This window comes from Vibrio sp. CB1-14 (assembly GCF_040412085.2).
Lineage (GTDB): Bacteria > Pseudomonadota > Gammaproteobacteria > Enterobacterales > Vibrionaceae > Vibrio > Vibrio chaetopteri.
In genome coordinates this window covers 521,491-544,789 of sequence record NZ_CP115921.1, presented here as the reverse complement: position 1 = coordinate 544,789, position 23,299 = coordinate 521,491, and the positions used below count along the sequence as shown (strand labels likewise).

18 protein-coding genes are annotated in these 23,299 nt (G+C 44.1%); 15 read left to right on the top strand and 3 right to left on the bottom strand.

All coding sequences use genetic code 11. From position 1 onward, the window contains the following. Positions 1 to 103 precede the first annotated feature (103 nt). Together PG915_RS18520 and PG915_RS18515 are read left to right on the top strand one after the other, a co-directional pair. Positions 104 to 1,888, top strand: a complete 1,785-nt coding sequence (locus tag PG915_RS18520) for a sodium:solute symporter family transporter (protein WP_353499882.1) — start codon at positions 104 to 106, stop codon at positions 1,886 to 1,888. A 259-nt stretch (positions 1,889 to 2,147) separates the two neighbouring features. Next, positions 2,148 to 3,362 carry a right-handed parallel beta-helix repeat-containing protein gene (locus tag PG915_RS18515; protein WP_353499881.1) on the top strand — a complete coding sequence of 405 codons (1,215 nt, stop codon included), beginning with the start codon at positions 2,148 to 2,150 and terminating at the stop codon, positions 3,360 to 3,362. 71 nt (positions 3,363 to 3,433) lie between these two features. On the opposite strand, the gene kdgR is transcribed toward PG915_RS18515, so the two are convergent. Continuing rightward, complete coding sequence (gene kdgR / locus PG915_RS18510; RefSeq protein WP_353499880.1) at positions 3,434 to 4,216, bottom strand: DNA-binding transcriptional regulator KdgR; 783 nt, start codon at positions 4,214 to 4,216, stop codon at positions 3,434 to 3,436. Positions 4,217 to 4,662: 446 nt separating this feature from the next. After that, positions 4,663 to 5,163 (bottom strand): DUF3299 domain-containing protein, encoded by a 501-nt coding sequence (locus tag PG915_RS18505; RefSeq protein WP_367357789.1) that lies wholly within the window; start codon positions 5,161 to 5,163, stop codon positions 4,663 to 4,665. Between the two features lie 281 nt (positions 5,164 to 5,444). Here PG915_RS18505 and PG915_RS18500 point away from each other — a divergent pair, with 281 nt between their 5' ends. From PG915_RS18500 to PG915_RS18460, 9 genes are all read left to right on the top strand, one after another. After that, on the top strand, positions 5,445 to 6,185 hold the full coding sequence (locus tag PG915_RS18500; RefSeq protein ID WP_353499878.1) for a hypothetical protein: 741 nt from the start codon (positions 5,445 to 5,447) through the stop codon (positions 6,183 to 6,185). Positions 6,186 to 6,433: 248 nt separating this feature from the next. After that, entirely contained in the window at positions 6,434 to 7,999 is a 1,566-nt protein-coding gene (locus PG915_RS18495) for an amidohydrolase family protein (protein WP_353499877.1), read from the top strand. A 180-nt stretch (positions 8,000 to 8,179) separates the two neighbouring features. Next, a complete protein-coding gene (locus tag PG915_RS18490; RefSeq protein WP_353499876.1) occupies positions 8,180 to 8,821 on the top strand; it encodes a trimeric intracellular cation channel family protein in 642 nt (213 codons plus the stop codon). Positions 8,822 to 8,908: 87 nt separating this feature from the next. Then, positions 8,909 to 10,099 (top strand): BamA/TamA family outer membrane protein, encoded by a 1,191-nt coding sequence (locus PG915_RS18485; protein WP_353499875.1) that lies wholly within the window; start codon positions 8,909 to 8,911, stop codon positions 10,097 to 10,099. Between the two features lie 175 nt (positions 10,100 to 10,274). Next, on the top strand, positions 10,275 to 12,263 hold the full coding sequence (locus PG915_RS18480; protein WP_353499874.1) for a carboxylesterase family protein: 1,989 nt from the start codon (positions 10,275 to 10,277) through the stop codon (positions 12,261 to 12,263). Between the two features lie 289 nt (positions 12,264 to 12,552). After that, positions 12,553 to 12,756, top strand: a complete 204-nt coding sequence (locus PG915_RS18475; RefSeq protein ID WP_353499873.1) for a DUF1656 domain-containing protein — start codon at positions 12,553 to 12,555, stop codon at positions 12,754 to 12,756. A gap of 9 nt (positions 12,757 to 12,765) precedes the next feature. Beyond that, positions 12,766 to 13,626, top strand: coding sequence for an HlyD family secretion protein (locus PG915_RS18470; protein WP_353500161.1), 861 nt, complete (start codon positions 12,766 to 12,768; stop codon positions 13,624 to 13,626). 25 nt (positions 13,627 to 13,651) lie between these two features. Beyond that, positions 13,652 to 14,986, top strand: a complete 1,335-nt coding sequence (locus PG915_RS18465) for an FUSC family protein (RefSeq protein ID WP_353499872.1) — start codon at positions 13,652 to 13,654, stop codon at positions 14,984 to 14,986. Between the two features lie 204 nt (positions 14,987 to 15,190). Continuing rightward, on the top strand, positions 15,191 to 16,636 hold the full coding sequence (locus PG915_RS18460; protein WP_353499871.1) for an amidohydrolase: 1,446 nt from the start codon (positions 15,191 to 15,193) through the stop codon (positions 16,634 to 16,636). Between the two features lie 103 nt (positions 16,637 to 16,739). Here the strand turns inward: PG915_RS18460 and PG915_RS18455 are convergent, their stop codons facing one another. Continuing rightward, the gene (locus tag PG915_RS18455) at positions 16,740 to 17,654 is read right to left on the bottom strand and encodes a LysR family transcriptional regulator (protein WP_353499870.1); all 915 of its coding nucleotides are present in this window, start codon (positions 17,652 to 17,654) and stop codon (positions 16,740 to 16,742) included. Between the two features lie 1,073 nt (positions 17,655 to 18,727). Between PG915_RS18455 and PG915_RS18450 the strand changes: the two genes are divergently transcribed. From PG915_RS18450 to PG915_RS18435, 4 genes are all read left to right on the top strand, one after another. Continuing rightward, positions 18,728 to 20,368, top strand: coding sequence for a hypothetical protein (locus tag PG915_RS18450; protein ID WP_353499869.1), 1,641 nt, complete (start codon positions 18,728 to 18,730; stop codon positions 20,366 to 20,368). Positions 20,369 to 20,434: 66 nt separating this feature from the next. Next, positions 20,435 to 21,592 (top strand): patatin-like phospholipase family protein, encoded by a 1,158-nt coding sequence (locus tag PG915_RS18445; protein ID WP_353499868.1) that lies wholly within the window; start codon positions 20,435 to 20,437, stop codon positions 21,590 to 21,592. A gap of 61 nt (positions 21,593 to 21,653) precedes the next feature. Further along, positions 21,654 to 21,869: a hypothetical protein gene (locus PG915_RS18440; protein WP_353499867.1), complete on the top strand. Its 216-nt coding sequence runs from the start codon at positions 21,654 to 21,656 to the stop codon at positions 21,867 to 21,869. A 245-nt stretch (positions 21,870 to 22,114) separates the two neighbouring features. Further along, a complete protein-coding gene (locus PG915_RS18435) occupies positions 22,115 to 23,296 on the top strand; it encodes a C45 family peptidase (protein WP_353499866.1) in 1,182 nt (393 codons plus the stop codon). Positions 23,297 to 23,299: the final 3 nt, after the last annotated feature.

Below are 23,299 nucleotides of genomic sequence, written 5' to 3'. Positions count from 1 at the left end.
CTTTTGTCACTTATCTATTCAGGTGAGATTGTGATTAATGTTCGGGTAGAACGAGCAAATTAGAATAAATTACGTTGAAATAAAATAATGAAAGGGAAGAAACATGGTTGATATAGCAATCGTACTGGTTTACTTTGGCTTCCTTGTGGCAATTGGGGTCTTATTCAAATCCTTCAGTAACTCCACAAGTGATTATTTTCGTGGGGGCGGTAAAATGCTCTGGTGGATGGTGGGTTCCACATCATTCATGACAGCAGTTAGTGCCATGACGTTTACTGGCCACATGGGTAAGGCACTAACAGGTGGATTTGCAGTAGCGACAACCGTTTTTTATGCAAACGCTCTTGGTTACCTGTGTAACTATTTGTTTTTTGCAGCAAAAGCACGTCAGATGCGAGTAGACACACCATTGGAAGGTGTTCGTATGCGACTTGGTCCAGTGAACGAGCAAGTTTTCACATGGGCAAATGTTCCACTGAGTGTTCTCCAGGCTGCGATTTGGATTAATGCACTGGCTGTGTTTACTAGTGCTGTAATTGGATTGCCGCTAGAGCTAACAATTATTGTTGCTGGTTCAGTGGTGTTGTTCATGTCTCTCGTTGGTGGCAGCTGGGCGGTGATTGCGTCAGACTTCATGCAGATGATCATCTTGACAACTATGACGTTAGTCACGGGCGCAGTCGCGATTTGGAAGTCTGGTGGTTTGACACCACTTCTTGAGGCCGGTCTTCCTGAACAGCCATTTATTGGAGACGGGTACAACCACGCTTACTTGTTTGTTGGCTGGTTTATCTTCATGTTTATTAAACAGTTCTTTAGCACCAACAATATGGTTGACTCCTACCGTTATATTGCGGCAAAAGATACCAAAAACGCTCGTAAAGCAGCGATCTTAGCGGGTACGTTAATGCTTATTGGCCCATTACTTTGGTTTGTGCCTGCGTGGTATGTAGCTGCACATTACCCAGATACAAGTACATGGGGCTTGGCTGGTCTAGGTCACAAAGTGGCTGACGCGACCTACTTTATGTTCGTTAGTCGTGAAATGCCTGTAGGTATGGTTGGCTTGATGCTTGCTGCGATGTTTGCTGCAACCATGTCTTCGATGGACTCAGCGTTAAACCGCAATGCAGGTATTATTCTGAAGAGTGTTTATCAACCATACTTCTGTAAAAACCACTCTGAGTCACACCTAATCTTTGTGAGTAAGCTACTAACGGCTCTGTTTGGTATCGTCATTATTGTTGCAGCGCTTTTCCTAACATCATTGAGAGAGTTTGGTCTGTTTGATTTAACGATGTTGGTGAGCACGCTTATCGGCTTCCCGATCCTCATTCCTTCGATCATGTGTTTCTTTGTTAGGAAAACACCTGATTGGGCAGGCTGGGGTACCGTGATCGTAGGTATGTGTGTATCAGGGTTTATCGCCTTTGTTCTAACACCGGAAGCGCTGCAATCGATTCTGGGTTTAGAGCAACCGCTGACGTCACGTGAATATACAGAGATGAAATCGGTAACGCTAGGTTTGATCGGACACATGTCGATTACACTACCATTCTTTGTTTGTTCACAGTTCTTCTACAAGGGGCTGCCAGCACAACGAGAAGCTGAAGTTAAACAGTTCTTTACCAATGTGGACACAGAAGTTGTCGTTGAAGACTGCCCAGAAAGTGTTGCGATGGATAATAAGCAGAACAGTGTGCTTGGTAAGATGGTACTTATTGCGTCTGTCTTTATTCTCTGCCTGACTCTAGTACCAAACCCATTGTGGGGAAGAATGCTGTTTGTCATTATCGCTGCGATTCTCGCTCTGATCGGTACCTTGTTAGTTAGGTCTGAACGTAAACTTGAAAGCACTAAAGTCACAAAAGCGTCAGCAATCGCCTAATAAATAAGATGATACCATACCCTTAATGAGTTAATTCTCGTTAAGGGTTTTTTAGTTTATAGAGAACTATCATTAATTTCTTACTTTTAGGAGTCGAATATTACAGGCAAATGATGACGTGACTACGGGCAATAAATTACCTTGTTGGATCCCCATTTACATCAAATGATTAATTAACTCGCTAGGGCAGACGCCTTAGTTTTATAACTCTAATAGAGTGCTCATTTAAACAATAACTGAAACAAAACAAGAGAAATTTATGAACTGCAATCATTTGTCAAAAAAGCTTTCCTTCCTCATTCTATCCTTGGTATCTAGCGCAGCAGTCGCAGAAGACTGTACTTCCACTCCGATAAACCCCAAAGGTGATACAAGTAAACTCCAAGCCGCGCTCCAGCAAGCCACGAATACTGGTTCTGAGTTGGTACTTACGGGGACCTATTACATTAGCCAAGATACAAAAATCTACTTGAGAAACGATCTTAAAGTAGACGCTAGTGAGGCTCGTTTTATTGCTACCGAGCAGTTGGATGGAGATATGTTTAGTTTCGATACGCATTCATCAAAATCAGATGTGTGTAGTGGTGCGAGCGTGCTAGCAAATTTTGATTGGACTGGTGGCACGTTCAATATGTCAAAAGCCAAGGTTTCTACTGTTGTTCCTCTTCGTCATAAGACCCCGGAAGGAAGAGAAGGAACAAAGCAGACAGCAGATGCGCTCTCAATTCGTGGTGCGACAAGCTCAGGTAAGAGCAAACTAAATGAACTACTCATAGAGAATATTGTTTTCATAGGCACTCAAAATGATACGGATCCTTACTACTTAGCGGGTGGAGATAGTGGAATTCTCATGACGGGAGCACTAAAGGCAATCATTAGAAACAACAGCTTCTTTGGCGTTCGTGATGCAGCAATCTATGTCTCTGCTGGGGGCGAGTCCGGAGAGTATGGAGACCACTTCACGCTCGTCAATAACTACGTAGAAAGAGCCTATGATGGCATAACTAGTAAACGAGGCGCTGATAATATCAAAATGCAAAACAATGTTATGAACGATGTCGTTGTAGGTTTGAGTATCAAAAGAGTGTATGACGGTTGGACTGCAACTAACGTCAATATCTCTGAAAATAGTGTGTCAAACTCAGTCAGACCCATCAGTGTCGAGCGTGCTAACGATGTGGTGATAGACAGTAATCGCATCGATAACCTTGGTTCGATTGTTGCCGACTCTCCTACGCCGACAAACAAGTATGGAAAACAATACGAAGGTATTGCGCTCAATGGGGTTCAGGGCAGTAATCGTGTGACAAAAAATATAATAAACGGAATCACGCAAGACGGTTCACGGGAGAAAGACACAACGACATGGGGTATCGTCCTTCGTCCGGAGGATGGTAGAGAAACGACGAATGTTGTTATCGAGGATAATAGCTATTCTAGACTCGATAAGTGGGTGAATAGAATATCGCTTTAGTTAGCATTTAGGAGAGCCTCTCTTTTTCGGAGTGGCTCTTCAAAATGTGTGATCATTATAAAGCTCAAATACTATACAGGGTAATGATGATACCCGAGGTTCTTGGAAATGTTACGAGCAGCGTGTTGTAATGAGTTGAGGTAATCGTGTTTTCTTTTTTCATCAAATCGATTAGTCGGAAAAGAGATTGAAATCGCTGCGACAGCTTCTCCAAATCGGTCAAACACAGGTACAGCGACGCATCGTAACCCCGGTTCTTGCTCCTCAATATCTTCCGCATAATGTTGATGCTTGACCCAATCTAGCTCAGCCAGGAGTTGCTCAACATTTTTAAGTGTTTTGTCTGTGTGAGCTTTGAATTCCACAGTAGCGAGAAGCCTCCTGATTCCGGGCTCAGATAGGTAGCTCATGAGAACCTTGCCAATTGCGGTGCTGTAGAGAGGGTTTCGTCGACCAATTCTTGAATGCATTCGAAAGCGATAGTCTGAATCTATTTTGTGAAGGTAAATAATTGCGTCTTCATCAATGGCTCCTAAGTGAACAGTTTCATTAAAGGCACCGCAGACAACTGTCATTTCCTTGTTTGCCGCGTCGATTAAATCAACATGCTCAAGCGCTTTTGAACCAAGCTCAAATAGCTTCGATGTTAATAGGTACTTCTCTTCCCCTCTTTTTTGATGCACAAATCCTAAACTTCTCATTGTTTGTAAAAAACGCAAGGTCGTCGCTTTCGACATTCTCAATTGTTTTGAGAGGTCAGTTAGACAGGCCTCTTTTTGGTCAGCCAAGGCAGAGACGATAGTAAACACCTTTAGTACTGAAGAGACAGTTCCAGGCGGGGTTGTTTTTTCCATTTCATGCCCTCAGTATTGTTTAATTCAAAGAATAATTACATATTATCTTTCAAACTCTATAGTCTAATTTTGATGAACAATAGTTTTGAATTTAAGGCTTAGTTTTGCAGTCTTGACGGGCATATTTAGTACTGGTCTTTATGCGTTTGACCTAACAGGTGAATGCTCATAGGGGCGTTACGTTTGGATGTGTCTCTATGTGATCACTAAGCGACTCGGGTATAAATTTTTGATCAAACTTTATTGTCAAGCTATGACCTGTAGTTCGTGCAGTCTAATACAAAAATGATCAATCTATAGATATTAGTATCGTCATTGAAAGGCTAAAAGCTTAGTTTTTTGATCAGACTTTATTGTCCCCCGACACCTGTTGTCGGAAGACAATAAGGTTTGCTTTTGAATTACTAAACCCGGTTGGACTGGTTAACAGTCTAACGGTTTTTAGCTCATTGATCCTCATACTGCTCAACTTTAATATCTTGTAGCACATATCCTGAATCCGCTATGTCTGTAGATTTATCTTCAATAGATAAAGTACCAGTCACATACACCACATCCCACAGTCCTTGGTTAGCAGTCCCCTCTGGTACTTCAACGAAGACTATTTGATTTATCGGTGGTGGTGGGACGTGAATACAGGCTCCGTAATATGGAACGAGCAAGAATTGGGTGGTTTTCTCGTTGTCGCCTTCTAAAGGGATAACAAAACCGGGAATACGAACGGTTTTGCCAGCGAGGTCTGTTTGAAAGCTACCTATTTTATTTTGTTCTGGTGCCTCTCCACTATGGTCGGATACAAATTGTACTGACGCTTGCTGAATCATTTCTTGCTGATCTTCAGGAACGAGATCTTTCCAGGTTAACGTTAACACTTCAGACGCGTTACCTGCCGTAGTCGCGAGTGCTGCGAAACATAAAAGTAGAGATTTGTAGACAGTTTTCATCATTGAACCTTCTAGGGTTGAGTGAGTTACCGCTCTCATCATAGGTATAGCTCTGCGCCACTCACAATCGCTTATGACGAATGGTATCCTCATCAACCCTCTTTCCCGTGTTTAGTCAGCTTACAAAGCGGCACTACAGTCGACTTTTGATGTATTTCGTCCGTCATAGGCGAGTTTAGGGTTGTAGAGTTAATGGTGAAAATAGCGACCGATGGGCTGGATGCCGCCACTACTTTCGTTGAAGGAATAGCCACCATTGACTTAAAACCTTACAGGTAGCAAAAATGAATAAATTGACTCAACTGGCGCTGTCAGTTGCCGCTCTCGGGATGATCTCACCAGTAATGGCAGATGATGCTCCTAATCCTTCAGATTTAACGGAGACGAGTACTTCAGCGTATTTTGGTCTTAGTAACCAAGGGAGTTTAAAGGGCTCTATTTCCGGTGATTTCCACTTCGACAATGGTCAGACGGGTATGTTGACCGTAGAGGGAACCATGGATAATGAGGGTCATTACTCCGACAGTCGTATGCAGTATTTTCATGTTTTTACCACTAGTAATAATGTTGTGCCTCGTGCTGCGCTTAGTGTGGATATTATCGACAACTCAATGTTCACGTCAGCTTCAGTTGGTGGTGTGGCAGCGATTAATGCGGGAGTTAAAGGGTTACAACTTTTTCCAAGACTAGGTGTTCTCGCGGGTGAATACTCAAGTAATTCAACGGCTGCGATGGGCGTAACAGAGAAAGAGGCTTTTGGTGCTTCGGCGGCATTTTATGCCATGTATACATTGGGTGATGATGGTACTTATATTGGAGCTTGGCCGGAGTACAATTATCTAAACGGAGAGATAGAAACATCGCTACTCAAATCAACAGTTATGATCGCAACGCCATTTTCTAAAGACAAGACGCGATGGGGTCAGTTAAGAGTGGATAACACCTCGGGGTATATGAGGTCGGCGAGTCAATCGATCGACATCTCAGACACGGTGGTTTGGGCAAATTATAAATTCTACTTTTAGACTCACCTACTTAGAAAAGCAGCCTCTTCACAATTTTGTGACTGGCTGCTTTTTGTCTATAACAGACTGATATTTAAATTGTAATATTTTTTTGCTTCCTACTGCCTACTTTGATAGTTAGTTTTTTGAAGGATTTGATCCGTCATGTGAGAGTTATTAGTTGCATGAAAGTCGTCAATAATAACCATCAGAGAAAGCAAGTCGCTTTTACTATTTACTGATTTTTAAATTGATGCAGGAAACAAAATATGAAGAAAGTTACCTCTACTAACACATTGAAGAAAACCGCTTTGGCATTAATGGTTGCCTTATCGCCGAGCGTTTTTGCCTACGATCTCGTCATTATGAATGGTCGTGTGATGGATCCTGAAACTGGCATGGATAAAGTGGCTAACGTAGCGATCGAGAACGGCCAAATTGCAGAGATCACTGACAAAGCGATCACGGGTGATAAAGTCATTGATGCGAGTGGCTTGGTTGTTGCCCCTGGTTTTATCGATACGCACTCTCACGTTGTCGCTATTCCTGTTATGCAAAAATTGCAACTACGTAATGGTGTGACGACACCACTCGCGTTGGAAGTTGGTGCCTATCCGGTAAGCAACTGGTACGCACGTCTGGAAGGTCGTTCACAAACTAACTTTGGTGCCAGCGTGTCAGCAGCGGGTATACGTACAAAGGTGCTTAACAAGGATTACCAGTCTCGTACGGGTACCATGGTTAATGATCTGTTTGATGCTGAAGAAATGAAAGCGTCTAAGATTAACTCCGTAGCCTTGACCGATATTGCGAGCTCAGAGCAGATTGAGCGGATCACTGAGTTAGTCGATCAGGAGTTGAGTGCTGGTGGTCTTGGTATTGGCGTACCAGTGGGTTACATGTCAAAAGCAACAACAATGATTGAAACGAAAGAGTGGCAACGCTTAGCTGGTGAATACGGTGTGTCCACGTATCTTCACGGTCGTTTCTCAAGTCAACTGCCACCGACCTCTGGTTTGTTGAGCGTGCAAGAAATGCTGTCGAACGTAGGCGTATATGGCGGTGGTTTGCTGGTTCAGCATATGCATCAGCAAACACTTAATGAAACGCCGGAAGCGCTAAAAATGCTTGATGATGCTAGACAAAAAGGGTATCGCGTAATGGCGGAAATCTATCCTTATAATTTTGGCGCCACCATTGCTGCCGCAGATTATCTAGATCCTGAAAACTATCAGCGTAATATGGGACGTGATTATTCTGACATCATTGAAACAGAGACAATGAAACCGCTAACCAAAGAGCGTTATGAGCAGTTACTGAAAGAGAATCCAGGTGCGAGTGTGATGTTCTATGGTGCAACGAACGAAGACTTGAAAAATGCGTTGTCTCATGAGTCCACAATCATTGGTAGTGACTCATTTCCGTTGATGACATCCAATGGCATGATGGCTTACAGCTGGAATACGCCATATGAAGGTTTGCAAGGACACCCAAGAGCAGCGGGAACTCAGGCACGTGTATTGAAAATGGTACGTGAAGAGAGTTTGATGCCACTCATGACCGCTATCTCAAAAATGTCTTACATGCCAGCCAAATTCCTAGAGGAAAATGGTGTTGATCAAATGAGTAAAAAAGGTCGTCTTCAAGTGGGTGCTGACGCAGACATCACCATGTTTGACCCTGCGACAGTACAAGATAACTCAACTCTGAAGGAGCCAGGCTTGCCAGCGACAGGTATCCCTTATGTTGTCGTTAACGGAACTGTCGTTGTCGAAGACTCAAAAGTATTGAAGGGAGTCTACCCAGGTAAAGCCATTCGCAATAGCGTGAAGTAGATGTAAAGGCCAGTAATAAAAGTACTAGTGAGAGCGTCAGAAATGACGCTCTTTTTTTTGGCTCAAATATCGCCTATTTCAAGAAGGGCTGATGATGTCCTGCATATGCGAGTTAGAGAGAAAGTGACCCCGCGATAAAATCATTCCATCAACTTCCCCTGTATTTTTGGAGCAACTTATATGTCTACTGGTGAATTCGTCATCGAATCGATAACCATACTTGGTACGGCCGCTTTTGCCCTTTCAGCGGTATTAGCCGCCCTAGACAAAAAGGTCGATATTTTTACGGTCATTGTTCTCGGTATTATCACTGCGGTTGGTGGTGGAACAATACGAGACTGCATCTTAGATGCACCGGTTTTTTGGTCTATCGATATCTCGTATATCACGATTGCGTGTGCGGCGAGTGTATTTGGTTTTTCCTTTTTTCCTTTAATGCAATTGAAAAGCATCAATAAGGTGTATCTCTATATCGACACACTCGCGATTGCGATGTTTGCTGTGCAAGGTACTTATAAAGCATGGTCAATGGGGTTTGGGTTACCAGTGGCTCCAGTCATTCTTGGAACCATCACCGCGGTAGGTGGGGGGATCGTAAGAGATGTTCTGCTTCAGCGCCCATCTTTATTACTCACTAAAGAGTTATACGCCATCCCGGTTGCGTTGGGATGCTTGACTTACAGCTTAGTTCTGTCTTTCGCCCCACAGTATTCTCAGATTGGTGCGCTCCTTTCAGCTGGCTTGATTGTTTATATCCGCCACCTATCGATTCAAAAGCAAATGGTGGTTCCTCGCTGGGCCATTATCAACCACGGCAAGTAATTTTAATCAGCCCTAACTTAGGGTAACCGATTCGAGCATGGATGCTTTTTATCAGAGGTAACTCTGACATGAATAAAAGGCAATATAATGCGAAATATAACTTCTTTATCGGCGTTGGCAGTGAGCTGCGCAGTGCTATCCACTCCAAGTCTTGGGTCGTTTTTTGATGACGCAGATGGTCAATTTGATATGGGGCATCATATCGCAGAGAACGCAGTGGGCTTTCTTCCTGTGCCCATTGTGATTACTGAACCCGCGGTAGGCTACGGTGGTGGTTTGGTTGGCGTCTTTATGCATGAAACCGAAGAGCAAAAGCAGCAGCGAAAACAGGCTGCACTGACCTCTTTAGATGGTGGTGCGCAGCTGATGCCTGCTGCGATAACCGCAGTAGGGGCTGCAGGCACACAAAATGGTTCTTGGTTCGCATTTGCAGGCCACCGCCATACATGGCATGGCGATACTATCCGCTACATCGGTGGAGTAGGTGGCGGTCAGATGAACCTTAATATTTATCAAGATATTGATTTTCCCGGCTTTGGGCCTGTATTACCTCCTATTCAGGATACCTTTAGTTTTAATACACAAACTTCTGGTGTCGCAATGCTCCAGCAGCTGCAATTTCGCATTGCTAAAACGCCCTTGATGTTGGGGGTGAAGCAGTTGGCTTCTTATACCACGGTTGAGTCGGATAATACGGTGGTTAGTAAATTACTGGATCTTACAATAGGCAATAAAGAGGTGACTTCGGGTTTAGGGCTGCTGGCTGAATACGATACTCGCAATAATCTGTTTTATCCTACCGATGGCTACAAGGTGAGCAGTGAATACATGGTGTATGACTCAAAACTGGGCAGTGACTCCAATTACACCAAGTGGAATGTGGCCGGCGAGGGGTATGTCCCGCTCAATGATAAATGGACATTGGGGTTTGCAGGTAATTACGACAAGTTCGACACTAAGGATGAGTTTGTTGCGCCGACGACAAAGCCCTACATTAAACTGCGTGGTGTCTCATCTTTTCGTTATCAAGGTGACCAGGTTGCGACCGCACAAACGCAGGTGACCTATGACATTGATCATCGCTGGAAAGTCTCGGCGTTCTATGGAGCAGGGGTCGCTAAAATGGATAGTCAATATTCTGATAATCAGAGCGTTGGTGCCTATGGTGCAGGCTTTCGATACCAGATAGCGCGTCGCTATGGCCTTCATATGGGCGTCGATATTGCACGCAGTGATGATGAAGGCGCTTTCTATATCACACTAGGCAGTGGCTTCTAAAGAAAACGGGATTGAGTGGATAGCGTCCGTCAAACGCGATTACTGCGTTGTCGACTATCTCCCTATAATTCATCACAAGTCAGCACAAACAGTCACAAGAAGTGGGTTAGCAAAAGGAAAGGCTTGCTTGAGCTAAATAACAGAATTTAGATATTAATTATAAGTGAGCAACTACATGTCTATACAGCCTAAACTTATCGCTGCGTCCATCGCCCTGCTACTTTCTGCTTGTAGCAATGAGAGCTCTGATGAACTGACAGGTCCGGTAGAGCCAACGCCGCTCAAGCCTGAGCCTGCTCAACCCGTGATGGTTGACCTTGGTTACGCCAATGTTCATGCCATGCAAGAGTCAGTAGTGATTAGAACATTGTCTGGTGAAGAGAAACTGGAAAGTATTGAAGTGATTAAGGGGATTACTTTTGCTTCCGCTGAACGTTTTGAACACAGTCAGGTTCAGTCACTAGAAGGTGACGTCGATGCGACTCAGTTTGGCGCCGCGTGCCCACAGCTGAAAAAAACCACTCAACCACAAAATGAAGACTGTCTAAATCTCAATGTGTGGCGACCAGCAGAGACTCAATCGGGAGACAGTCTCCCTGTTTATGTCTTTTTACACGGCGGTGATTTTGAGTATGGTGCAGGCTCTGAACCTTTGGTTCATGGTGACACTGTGGTGGCTCAAGGTATCGACGATAATACCCCATTTATCATGGTAACGCTGAACTACCGCTTGGGCGCTTTGGGCAGCCATTGGGTGAAAGGTGAAGGTGTCGATGGCAACTATGGCCTTGGCGATCAAGCTCGAGCGTTAGAGTGGGTACAAGAGTATATCGGTGACTTTGGTGGTGACTCAAACAACGTGACGATTATGGGGCAGGGCGCGGGCGCGATGTCGATTGGTTTGCTTCAGCAACAAATGTTGAACGGTGAGCTACCAAACCACTATTTCCAGCGCGCGATCATGCAAAGTAACCCTTACGGTTTTGAGTATCGCAGTTATAAAAGTGCGAAGAGTCAGGACAACGGCTTAGATTTAAAAGACGCGTCAACGGAAGAAGTCCTTGCCGCACAAAAAGAAGTCCTCAATCCTGTGAATCGCCTGACGGGCTGGTTGACTCAAAGTATTGACCCATTAGGCACGAGTGCTGAGCGTACACCGATAGCCCAATTTATGCCATTTTCACCTTACATGGCTTGCGAGAATATGGGGTTTGTCTCTTGTAGTGAATACGCTGCTCAGCCATTTTCTGAGGACTTTGCGGTGCCGACGGTCATTGGGGTGAATGATGATGACGCCAATACGATGACGATGTTACCGAGACTGACGTTTCTGATCCCTAAAATCTTAGAGTTGGTGCAAGAGTCGCAACCTGAGTCTTTGGAAATGATGACGCCTGTTGAGCTGACAGACACACTGCAAACCTGGTTACAAGATGAAGCAAACGTAACGGCTTTAACTCAGATGCTACAGCAAGAAGAAGATCGTCCTCAGTCAGCGATTGAGCTACCAAGCTTACCTGCTACGGCTTATGAAGCGGTTAATCACTTGTTCTTTGGGCTGGGAAATAGTGAACAGACGTCTCAGATTATGGCTTTCAATGACTTTGCCCCACATCGCGAAAATGACTTACTACTCGCGGTGAAGAACATGGCTCAGTTTAACACGCTGATGAATGACATGATGTTTATGGGACCTGCTCGTCAAAAGGCGCAGGAGTCTCAACAGCCAGTGAGCCTCTACCACTTTGATTACAAGCCAAGTTTTAACGTATGGGCGTATAACACCAATGGTCAAGAAGGCGAAATGAGCCTCGGTGATTTGCTGAAAACGATCAGCTGTGTGAGCGGCTCATGTCATGGCTCTGAGCTACCATTTGTGTTCAATAAGCCTCTTCGATTGGACAGTACGCAAGTATCTCCATCGAAAAAAGATTTGGTACTGATGAACTCACTGTCACGCCTATGGTTCAGTGACAGCTTATTCGAAGACTACCAATATGAGCCGTCGACAGACAGTGTCATGGTCATCGACCAGCAGGGTGAACTGGCGCTGGAGCTTGATTGGGATCGATACAACCAGGCGGGCGATGACCCGACTCTCAGTCATGGTCGTCTTAATGGGCTTCAAGCTTCTGGCTTACTTAGCTATTACCTAGTCGATTAATATGATTTAGCTTAGCCGATTAATATAGGCGCTGAAACAAAACCACCTTTTAATCAACGACGACAGCCTCCTGAGTGCAAACTCAGGAGGTTTTTTTTGGTATATCACATGGTTTTGGTTGTTAGTTCTACCGCTCCCTAAACACGTGTGTAGAGAACAGTGAATCGTAGGATTTGATCCATCATAAGGCAGTTAGTGAAGGGAGAAAAGGTGGGTAAAATCATTCGCAAGTTCTCGAGAGACAAAGGCTAACGCTCTCGACATTCTTCTTTTAATTTTCGGAGCGGCTATGCCACATGAATTTACCTTGGGGGAGGTGTACTTACCCCCATTATTGTTTATCGCTTTTATCGCCTACCTCATCACTAATGGTTTGGTGATTGCGACAGCGAAACTCGGTGGGAATCGATGGATTGCTATCCCAGCCATTTTTGAACTGAGCCTATTTGTACTCGTTAGTGCATTTATTGGCTTATTTATCCCATTTGTTTAAGAGTTAGAGATTATGAAACGTTATTTGATTACAGCAATACTGACGGTAGCGGCCTGCACTGCTGGCTATGCTTCCTATTCCCACTATGAACAAAACCCTTGGACGCGCGATGGTCAGGTTCGTGCCGATATTATTCAAATCACTCCACGTGTGACGGGCACTATAGTCGACATAGCCGTAAAGGATAATCAGCGTGTCGCGCGTGGTGATCTACTGTTTGTTGTCGACCCGAAACCGTACCAAGTCGCGTTATTGCAAGCAAAAGCCGCACAAGAACAGGCACTAGCGCTGCTCAACAAAGCAGAGAATGAGCTCAGTCGAGCTACGGGGTTGGAAGCTCGCTCGCACGGTGCGGTATCAACGTTAACGTTAGACAACTTTAAGACAGCCGTAGAATCTGCCGCGGCGAATGTTTCGCTAGCGCATGCCCAAGTTGAACAAGCAGAGCTCAACCTAAGCTACACCCGAGTGGTTGCTCCAACGGACGGTTATATTACCAATCTGCGTCATCATATTGGCGCTCAAGTCATTGCGAATAGCCCTGTAGTGGCATTAATTGATGAAAACAGTTTTTGGGTGGAAGGCTTTTTTAAAGAGACCGATATTGCAGACTTAGATGTTGAACAACCTGCGCGAGTGGTGCTGTTATCGGATCAAAATGTCACATTAGAAGGCGAAGTAGAGAGCATAGGTTATGGCATATCCAAGACCGACGGTAGTACGGGTAATGCACTGCTTCCTAATGTAAACCCAAACTTTCAGTGGATTAGACTGGCTCAAAGAATCCCAGTCAAAGTGAAACTCAACGCTGTACCAGAAGATGTTCAGTTAAGAGTCGGGGCAACGGCCTCTGTTCAAGTCCATAAGTAATCCATTTGCTTACAGAGGTTAACCCATGTTGAAACATACCACGAAACAAGCAATAAAAACGGGGCTCGCACTGTCACTTTCGCTGCTCACAGTCCATTGGCTGGGGTGGCAGAAATCCTCTTGGGTCATGTTGACGGTTTTTGTTTTGTCGTTGACGGATAGTTATGGTTATTCGGCGCTAAAATCACAAAACCGTGCCATGGGTACTCTGCTAGGTGCTGTGACGGCATTTATCATTTTAGGATTGTTTTCGCAGCAGAGAATGGCCTTTTTGGCGTCTATCGTCGCCTTTTTGATGTTTTGCGTCTTTATGAACTTTGATAAGCGAAGAGGCTATCTTTACAACATTGCTATTACCGTGTGTCTGGTTATTTCCAGCGCAGGCATCGACAGTGGTGCTGCTGGCCTATCAACCGCCATACTGCGCTTTCAGGACACGGTGCTTGGGGTGGTGATTTTCTCGCTGGTCTATCGACTCGTATGGCCCACAACCAGTGAGAGTGAGTTTCATCGCTTGGCGGTAGCTACCTTTGATAGTTTGGAGCAAGAACTTAATGGTGAAACGCCGCAAGTGAGCCCAGAGGAAAGGAAGAAAAACATTCTTCTTATCAGCGATATACTGACACTGCCAGAGATTGATAAAACCGTCTTGGCAGAGCGCAAAGCAAAGTTAAAGTGCTTGGTTAATGGCTTGGTGTATGTGAGCCGAAAACTGGCGGCCGAAAATAATCGGGTAAGCCGTCAACAAGAACTGGCAGCGTTAATAACAGAAATGCGAGCACTACTTTCAGGGAGCTCGAATACCACTCAAGCCTTGATGTCGATCCCTGTGCAAACCATGAATACTCTCGAGAACGACCTTCGTACCAAGCAACTCAGAGGAATGTTAACTGCGTTGGGTTTATCGCTGTCTGTTATTGCGATGTGGATATTGATGCCAATTCCTGGTGGAGCCTCGTTTCCTGTATTTGGCTTGATCGTGGCTGCTAACGTTGCCACGGCTCCAGCAAAATTGGCAGCGCCAGTAATGCTGATTTATATGACATTTGCCGCATTGGTATTAGCGCAGTACGTATTCTTGTTTCCAATGCTGACCGCATCATGGCAGTTGGCTCTGGTATTTTTTCTCAATATTGTTGTGGGGTACTCGCTACTAGAGAAATGGCACCTTATGTCGGTGAGATTGCTGTTAGGAAATGCATTGATAAATATGGTGGGCAGTGCGACAGAGCTGGTACCAAGCTACAACGTCCTTTCCCCTCTGACGACGTTAGTGTTTTTATTTATCGTAATGGCGACATTTCAGTTTAATGCGTTGCTTTTTGAACGGGTTAGCTGGCCCCGTAAACTTACCGTTTAGTGATAATGAATAGACATATTTAAAGCGCCGAAAGGCGCTTTTTTTATTAGTGGAAAGCGTATTTTGTAGGATTTGGTCCGTCATATTGAAGTTATTGGAAGGTTTAGTGATGGGTATAATCATTTGCAAGTTCTCAGGGCAATTAGGCAAACGCTTTTCGTGCTGAGAAAGTAAATCTTCAATTTATTCAATAGGATTCAAGCAATGACTAATTACACAAAACTAGACAAAGAAGTAAAAAACCTAGAACAGGTGATTTGGAACATGGCTTCTAATGTATGGGACTTTGCCGAGTTAAGCTACGAAGAGTTTAAAAGCTCAGCACTAGAAAGCGCCGTTTTGGAACAGCATGGCTTTACAATTGAAAAACGAAATATAGCGGACCTTGCCACCTCTTGGGTAGCGAGCTGGGGGCAAGGTAAACCAGTGGTGGGGTATCTGGTTGAATTTGATGCGCTGCCAGACCTAGGGAATGATACTGTGCCTTATAAACAGCCTGCAAAAAGTGGCAACACTAATGGCCATGGCTGTGGTCATAATTTGATTGGTTCATCATCCATTGGTGCCGCTATCGCACTGAAGAACCACATGGAAAAAGAGAACATTCCTGGCACGATAAAAGTGTATGGTTGCCCGGCAGAAGAAGCTTTGAATGGCAAAAACTACATGGCAGCGACAGGACTATTTAATGAGCTTGATGTTTGCCTCCATAATCACCCTGCAATGGTTAACACGGCGATAAATTTCCACTCGGCAGCATCCATTGATCTTGTTTTTGAGTGGCATGGTGTGACCGCTCACGCAGGGGCTGCGCCATGGGAAGGTCGTAGTGCATTGCACGCCGCTGAAGTGTTCATTGTGGCAGCAAATATGATGCGTGAACAGCTAGAGCCAACCAGCCGCCTTCACTATCAGATCCTTAATGGTGGCTCGGCAGTGAACGTGGTTCCGGATTACGCCAAAGTGCTAGTTCGTTATCGTGGTAAGAGTGCCGATAATGTGCGTGAGCACAAAGATTGGTTGGAAGATATTGCTAAAGGTGCGGCAATGGCGACACAGACTCGCTCGGAAATGACTAACTTAGGGGGCATTTATGATTGCCTACCTAACGATGTGTTAGCAACGAGTATTACGCAACACCTCAATCGTTATTTCCCAATCGATTGGACAGAAGAAGAGCAACAATTTGCTAAATCGATCCAAAAAGAAATGGGTAAGCCAGAATTAGGCTTAGCAACAGACGTGATGGAGCCGCAGAAAGGTTTAGAAGTCGGTGGTTCGTCGGATGTGGGTGACATTAGTTGGAATGTACCAACGATGGGGGTGATTTTTGCTTCATGGCCAAAAGGCATTCCACCGCACCAATGGGGTTGTACCGCATGTAATGGTATGAGCATTGGTCAAAAATCAGGTTTACAAGCCGCGCATGTACTTGCTGCCCAGGGTCTTGAATTAATGACGGACAAAGAACTATTGCGTAAAACAAAGGAAGAATTTGTGGCTAAGAAACAAGGTAGAGAGTACGTCTCACTTAATGATACTGAGACTAATCCTCGCGGGATCTTAAATGATGAACAGTTGTCAAATTACGAATGCTGTTTACATACCGCGATGGAGCAGTTTTCTGATTGTGGGCATCATCACGGCTAGCAATATCCGTGTGTTGTATTAACAAAAAGCCGTTACTTCAACGAAGTGACGGCTTTCTTTTATATTGAAACTCAACCAGTGTTACTAGACAGTGTCGAGGCTACTACGAAGGATTTTGTAGGTGGAAAAAGTGTTTGATGTAGCGATCGATTGCTTTAGTGATGGATTTCTTAATCACCAATATCTGTTTTGAGTGTGGGTTCCAGAGCGAAATAGAGAACCTAAGTCCGTGTTTTAGTTCATCGAGCTTAATCGCCTCAAGGTTTTCGGTAACGTATTCGGATTCAGAGAGTACTTTGGGAAGCCATGCCCAACCCAGATCAGATTGAACTAACTTGATCACAAGCGCCAATTGGTCGATTTCTTCATTATTTGGAGAAACCACCACTTTCTCTTTTAACCCCTCATCGACGAATGCTCGAAGAACAAACTGTCGTGATGTACGCAGGCCGCTAAGGGCTTGGCTCTCAGAGAGTTGTGATAATGCCCCGCCTTTCTTAACAAACGGCAGAAATTCGATATGGCCAAGAAAAGTGGCGTCTTTGCCATACATCCCTTTGCCTTTATCAACATTCACGAGGCCGAAATGAATATCGCCGTTGTTAAGCCCTTCTTCAATTTGTTCTTTTGTCTTAACCAAGAAATTGACGCGCATATTGGGAAAATCCTCAGCCAATTGTTCTCTAATAGCGGCCAATGCGCCATGGGGAATGATACTGGAATAAGCGAAGTTAATTCCTTCCAGCCCACCATAGGATAAGCTGAGCGCGATTTTGTCGAAGATATTCGATTGATCCACGGTTGATTTGGCGTAATGGTAGAGTAAGTGCCCTTCTTCGGTCGGTTCGACGGTTCTACCTATACGTTCAAATAGTTCAACGGCCAACACATCTTCTAAGTTGGCGATAACCTGCCCGGTAGTGGTTCGGTGCTTGTTAAGTTTGGCTGCTGCTTTACTAAAAGATCGCTCTTCGTAAACCGTAACAAATGCCAATAACTGTTCAATGCTAAAGCTCATAAACTGCCACTCCTATTTCAGTCCAACCCACCGTGATTCAAAACCAACAGGTTGTCGAAAATATTGTTATAAGTTGAGAGATAAATATGGGCGAACAGCGGATGAAATGCGACAAAAATAGTTGCTAAGGTGGTTTAAGTCACAGAAATGTAGGGAGCTAACATTGAAGGGTTTGATTGGGTACTTTGCTTAACTATATGTAAATTATAACTTTAATTTGGTTTTTGTCGGTTGCATTTGGCTAGGGTGTTGACTAGGACAAGACGGATGTTGTCCGTCGTCAACGATTGATTCGTTTTGATGCATCACCGAAAATACACTATCAACTTCGGAGCAAACGACAGAATTAGATTTCACTCTATTATTGGTGATGTGTCTGTCACCTAGACCGACCTACGCCAAGTCATTATTAGCCAGTTTGCTTATGAGTATGCTTCCATAGTCTAGGTATTTTGAGTGATGGCTTTTTCACTTTTTTAGGTTCTAGGATTTCCCCGATCGCTACTGCATGACATGACTTTTCTTTCTGCTGCACAACATAAAAATAAATATCGTCATATACATAGTTACAGTAACGCAATTCCCCCTCGACAAAATTGTTCTCCAGTACTCCAAGCACCGATTTCGCGTTCATATTTTCAGCAAAGGAGTGGCAGGAAAGCCCCATCAGTAATAGACACCCAAGTAAACCGTTATTTCGCAATCTCATAGTTAACTCTTATTTCCCAAGTAATCAGGAAATCATATAGGCCCTACCGAAGTTTAAATAATCACATTTGATGGATCGAGTCCTCCATAAAGAGCTTCAATTACGACATCTCGATTGGTCAATCTGTGCCTATTTAAACTGAGGATCTATATGGTCATCGGGGTATGGGTGACAAGTCTTGTGAGGGTTACATCCGTCATATGAGATTAAATGGTTTTAAAAAAGCATCTTAAAATTTGCTCATCTTAACGAAACGACCAAAGGGTCGGATTGAATATCGATGGTGAAGCGGAGGCTTCATTTAATCTAAATAGTTGAAATCATGGGGTTATGAAATCAACTATGACGAATGGTTTCTCTACTTATGAAAACACTTTACACAAAAAGCAAACGTACACTGTTATCTGCAATTCTTGTGGCCTCTTTCTCAACAAGCGCTTTCGCGATTGAAGTAGAGGGAAGCGAGTTGGCGACTTATACAGGTAAACAAGTTTTTGCTCACTACAACGTAGATGACAACTTACCAAAGTTAGCGATGAGCTCTTTGCTGCAAGGTGAACATTTAGTCGAGTACGCAACTCGCACAGTGAAAGTGGGTGATGAGGTGCGGGAGTCTCAGGTCTACCTCGTTAAAGATACGGATACGAAAGGCAATATTGATCTTCGTATCAAGTACCGCAAAGACCAGCTCGATGAGCAAGAAGATGTGATTAGTGAGATCGAGGCCTTTACGCGCACTGAATATCGCTTAAGAAACTATGTAGACAGCTATGATGTAAACTCTGTCAAAGCGGTTGAAAAAGATGACGGTGAAGTGATCATCAGCTTTGACTACTCAAAGTACGGGCTGCCACAAGATATTGCCTACTTTCGTTTTCTAAGTGTGGAGCTAAAGCTCATCGATAACCAACCAGTATCGATGACTATTTATAATAGAAAGCCATTTGATTATGACAAATATAAAGTCACAAGCTACGAGCAAGTGATCCACTTTAATACACTACCGTCGGGTAAAGTGATTATCGCAGATAAGAAGACAACGATTAACGGTAACCACAAGAAAAAGCCAGTAACAATCACAAACTTTATTTCACCTGTCGCCATTTATGAAGACAAAACCGGGGTTAATATTATGGATCATGAACGTCTAGAGCAGGTGTCAGATCCAAGAATGATTGAGCAAAGTGTTGATTTGGATCGTATATTTCCATTAATGGGAGATATGGTGAGACGCCAAGGGATCGACGTACCACTTCCATTTGGTATTTCGGCCTCGTATCGTAGCCAGGATATGAATATTGCATTCAATGATTTTGTGATTCAAGACGTCAGACTGAATGATATTTTTGACCCATTTGGATCTATTGGCGTTGTGAATGCAGAGAGCTTCACATTGCGCGGTGATGTCAATATTCTACCTTTTTGGAACGTATTTGGATTAGTGGGAAAAATAAACGTTGATGCTAACGTAGACGCAGAATACACGGGGGAAGTGGGAGAGACTATCAGAGATAAGCTGAATAATAAGCTTCCTCATCTTGGTGATGCATTTTGTCGAGAAATAACCGTTTTGTGTGACACAGGGCGACTAAATGTACCGCTGCACCTGGAATACGACATGGCTGGCGTGGGCACGACGTTATCCGTCGGGTATAAAGAATTCTTTGCGTCAGTAACCGGTACTTATACCAAAACTCGCCTAAAAGGGAGTGGTCGTTGGGGTGACGGTATTGTGACTCTTCAACCGATGCTTGGTTACCAGTTAGTGGACTACCGCACACAAATCTTTGTGGGTGCGGAGTATCAAGGGTTAGACAGCCGTATGGACGGGCACGTGGTTGCCGGTGATATCGAGTTTGATTATGACGTTGGTGTAAAACTAAATAACTGGGCGTACTTGGTCGGATTTAATAAGCAGATTGGCAAAAACTATAACTTGAGCGTTCTTTATAACAAAGGTGAGACGAGAAATTCGATGACCTTGAACTTTGGCTATCGTTTCTAATGGAACTTAAATCACTTAAGTCATGCTTTTGTAATATATAGATGAGTTGGAGCTATGAAATTAAATATGAAGAGATTTATAACGGCTTTAGTACCCATATTAATGGTAAGCGCCTGTTCCACGACACACTCACTAGAAAATCGGGTGTCGATGGAAAATTATTATGATGCTCAAGTTGTCATAGACACAGAAGAGACACCAAGTGAACCGATTCGAGTATTTTCTGGAGAGGATACGAGTCTATTTTATGATGCGAAGACGAATCAGACACCAATACGTTCGAATACAGACTCACTCAACGTATTAGTTCTATCTGGCGGAGGCGCCAATGGTGCCTATGGAGCAGGGGTATTAAACGGCCTCTATGATTCCGGACAATTTGAAGACTACAGTGTCGTCACGGGGATCAGCGCTGGTGCATTGATGGCTCCGTTCGCTTTTGTTGGCAAAGAGATGGTGCCAGAGATGACCAATGTCATGTTGAATATCAGTGATAAGGACATTATTGGTAAGCGACATTTTTTGCAGACATTAACCAAAGATGCACTCTCAAATGGGGACGGTCTACAAACGTTTATTGCCAATACATATTCATCAGAACTGATTGAAGGTATAGCGGCGCAGCATCGTGCGGGGAAGCGTCTACTGATAGGGACGACGCAATTTGATTCGGCTGAACTTGTGGTTTGGAACTTAGGCGCAATTGCCAACAGTTCATCAAAAAACAAAGTTAGATTGATACACCAGATACTGGCTGCAAGCGCTTCAATTCCGGGGGTGTTTCCACCACAATTTATCCAGGTTGAAGAAAATGGAAAGTCGCGCGAAGAGCTGCATGTGGACGGTGGTCTTGCGAATCAAATGTTCTTATTTGCCGACCATATTGATTATCAGAAGATAAGCCTGGCGATGAGGATGACAAAACCGCCACAAGTTCATGTTATTCGCAATGGCCTGCTTGAGATGCCGTATCAACAAACCAAAGATAAGGGCATTGAATTGATCACTAGAACAGTGAAAGATCTGACGGTTCAGCAGAGTAAAGGGGATCTGTATCAAATCCTGTATTTTTCGCAGGTGCAGGGCCTAGATGTGCGTTTTACGGCGATGGGGCGTGATTTCCCTCAGGAGCGCGCCAGTAAAGCGATGTTTGATGCAGACTATATGCAGTCTCTATATCAATATGGCTATCAGAAAGTGATAGAGGGTCATGTGTGGGAGTAAATAGATCCTGATTCACAACATAAGCATGTTCTGTGCAAAATCTTCTGTCAATTTAGGGCGAATGGCTGATATCTCACGATATACAGTTATTCGCCTTACTCATTTCTCACACTATCATTTCTCACTGTTCTCACTGTTCTCACTGTTCTCACTGTTCTCACCTGCCGCTGGTGTACCCATGTTTATCGTTATTCGAACCGCTACAGCTTTAATTTTCCACAAGCTTGAAGAACAAGAACGAAGCACCAACGGGTTGTATGAGTTGATTGTTAGTTAAATGACGCTTATGGGAGCCTGTCTCTCTTACTTAATTATTTATCAATACTTTTAGGCACACTATCAACAGAAGCTGCCTAGCGTATTGGTGTCTATCTCGCTGTTTTTGCATGCTTTTAACCGTCGTAAGTGGAGGTTTGTTTGAATTGCGATGGGTTTGGTCCGTCATATGGAATTGTTGAGATAAGAAAATTCACCCTAAAATGGCCTCAATTCGAAACATAATCACATTTAATAGAGGCAATTATGACTACTCAAAATCTTATTAAAAAAGCGCAATTTGAAAACGGCACTATGTTTGAAACTGATCAAGACATGCTGTACGTACTTCAACTTAACGGCAGCTGGTTTGAAATGGGCAAACAGTATGGCCAGCTTTCTAAAGAACATATGGAAGCAATGTATCAGCGCATTGTTCAGCCAGAGTTCGACAACGGCCTTATTAGCCAGCAAGAAGCGTTTGAACTGTTTGGCGCACGCGTGCTCTCTACTTTGTCACTCCGCCGTAAACAGTATTTCATGGGGGTTGCAGAGGGCCTAGATTGGCCATTAGAAAAAGTCATTGTGCTTGACCAAAGTGGTCCAATGGCGATCTACCTTGGTAAGCTGCATTCATTCTCAGGCTGCTCTTCAATGGCATCTTGGGGTGATAACACGGTTGATGGCCACACGATTGTTGGTCGTAACATGGACTGGAATGAGCTGTTCTTGGATTTCCCAATTTACACCACAGTATACAATCCAACCGATGGCTCAAATGGTTTTGTTAACGTGAGCTGGCCTGGATGGCAGTGGATGGTAACAGGCTTTAATGACAAAGGCGTTTATACCGACCTACATGATGGTACTTCAATGGGTGGCAACATTGTTTCGATTGAAAAACCATCATTCTTGAACTCAGTGGTCGATTACATGACAGAGTCGGATACGGCTACAGCACTGAGCTCGCGTTTCCAAGCAGCTCGTACAGACATCGCTTCAATTTGGATGTTAGCAGACGAACAAGGCGAAGCATGTGCATACGAAAACACCATGCAGGAAAACCGCCTACGCGTATCAGACAAGGGTGCTCAATCGTTTGTAACGGTAAACACATTCCTGAATCCAGACTGGGGTTTGGGTATGCGCGAAACACAAAGTTTCTCGCTAAAACGTTTTGAGAATCTAAATGCTCGTCACGCAGAGCAAGCAGGAGGCATCGATGCTCAAGCGATGCGTGACATCTTCGATTTACCACTTTATGACGAGGAAGGTAACTTCAAAGAGAACGGCGGTGTGACAAAGCCTACTAACCAAGATGTTGATTTAACCAACTACCAAGTCGTTACAGACCTTAACGAGTTGCAATTGTGGGTAAAACTGCCAGCACTCGGCGGTGATACAGATTGGGCCCATATCGATGTACGTGCACTGTTCAGCAACAAGTAATGG

Excerpts from the sequence above, each read along its gene's own strand:
- PG915_RS18520 (WP_353499882.1), top strand. The coding sequence starts at position 104 with ATGGTTGATATAGCAATCGTACTGGTTTACTTTGGCTTCCTTGTGGCA.
- PG915_RS18515 (WP_353499881.1), top strand. The coding sequence starts at position 2,148 with ATGAACTGCAATCATTTGTCAAAAAAGCTTTCCTTCCTCATTCTATCC.
- kdgR (WP_353499880.1), bottom strand. The coding sequence starts at position 4,216 with ATGGAAAAAACAACCCCGCCTGGAACTGTCTCTTCAGTACTAAAGGTG.
- PG915_RS18505 (WP_367357789.1), bottom strand. The coding sequence starts at position 5,163 with ATGATGAAAACTGTCTACAAATCTCTACTTTTATGTTTCGCAGCACTC.
- PG915_RS18500 (WP_353499878.1), top strand. The coding sequence starts at position 5,445 with ATGAATAAATTGACTCAACTGGCGCTGTCAGTTGCCGCTCTCGGGATG.
- PG915_RS18495 (WP_353499877.1), top strand. The coding sequence starts at position 6,434 with ATGAAGAAAGTTACCTCTACTAACACATTGAAGAAAACCGCTTTGGCA.
- PG915_RS18490 (WP_353499876.1), top strand. The coding sequence starts at position 8,180 with ATGTCTACTGGTGAATTCGTCATCGAATCGATAACCATACTTGGTACG.
- PG915_RS18485 (WP_353499875.1), top strand. The coding sequence starts at position 8,909 with ATGCGAAATATAACTTCTTTATCGGCGTTGGCAGTGAGCTGCGCAGTG.
- PG915_RS18480 (WP_353499874.1), top strand. The coding sequence starts at position 10,275 with ATGTCTATACAGCCTAAACTTATCGCTGCGTCCATCGCCCTGCTACTT.
- PG915_RS18475 (WP_353499873.1), top strand. The coding sequence starts at position 12,553 with ATGCCACATGAATTTACCTTGGGGGAGGTGTACTTACCCCCATTATTG.
- PG915_RS18465 (WP_353499872.1), top strand. The coding sequence starts at position 13,652 with ATGTTGAAACATACCACGAAACAAGCAATAAAAACGGGGCTCGCACTG.
- PG915_RS18460 (WP_353499871.1), top strand. The coding sequence starts at position 15,191 with ATGACTAATTACACAAAACTAGACAAAGAAGTAAAAAACCTAGAACAG.
- PG915_RS18455 (WP_353499870.1), bottom strand. The coding sequence starts at position 17,654 with ATGAGCTTTAGCATTGAACAGTTATTGGCATTTGTTACGGTTTACGAA.
- PG915_RS18450 (WP_353499869.1), top strand. The coding sequence starts at position 18,728 with ATGAAAACACTTTACACAAAAAGCAAACGTACACTGTTATCTGCAATT.
- PG915_RS18445 (WP_353499868.1), top strand. The coding sequence starts at position 20,435 with ATGAAGAGATTTATAACGGCTTTAGTACCCATATTAATGGTAAGCGCC.
- PG915_RS18440 (WP_353499867.1), top strand. The coding sequence starts at position 21,654 with ATGGCTGATATCTCACGATATACAGTTATTCGCCTTACTCATTTCTCA.
- PG915_RS18435 (WP_353499866.1), top strand. The coding sequence starts at position 22,115 with ATGACTACTCAAAATCTTATTAAAAAAGCGCAATTTGAAAACGGCACT.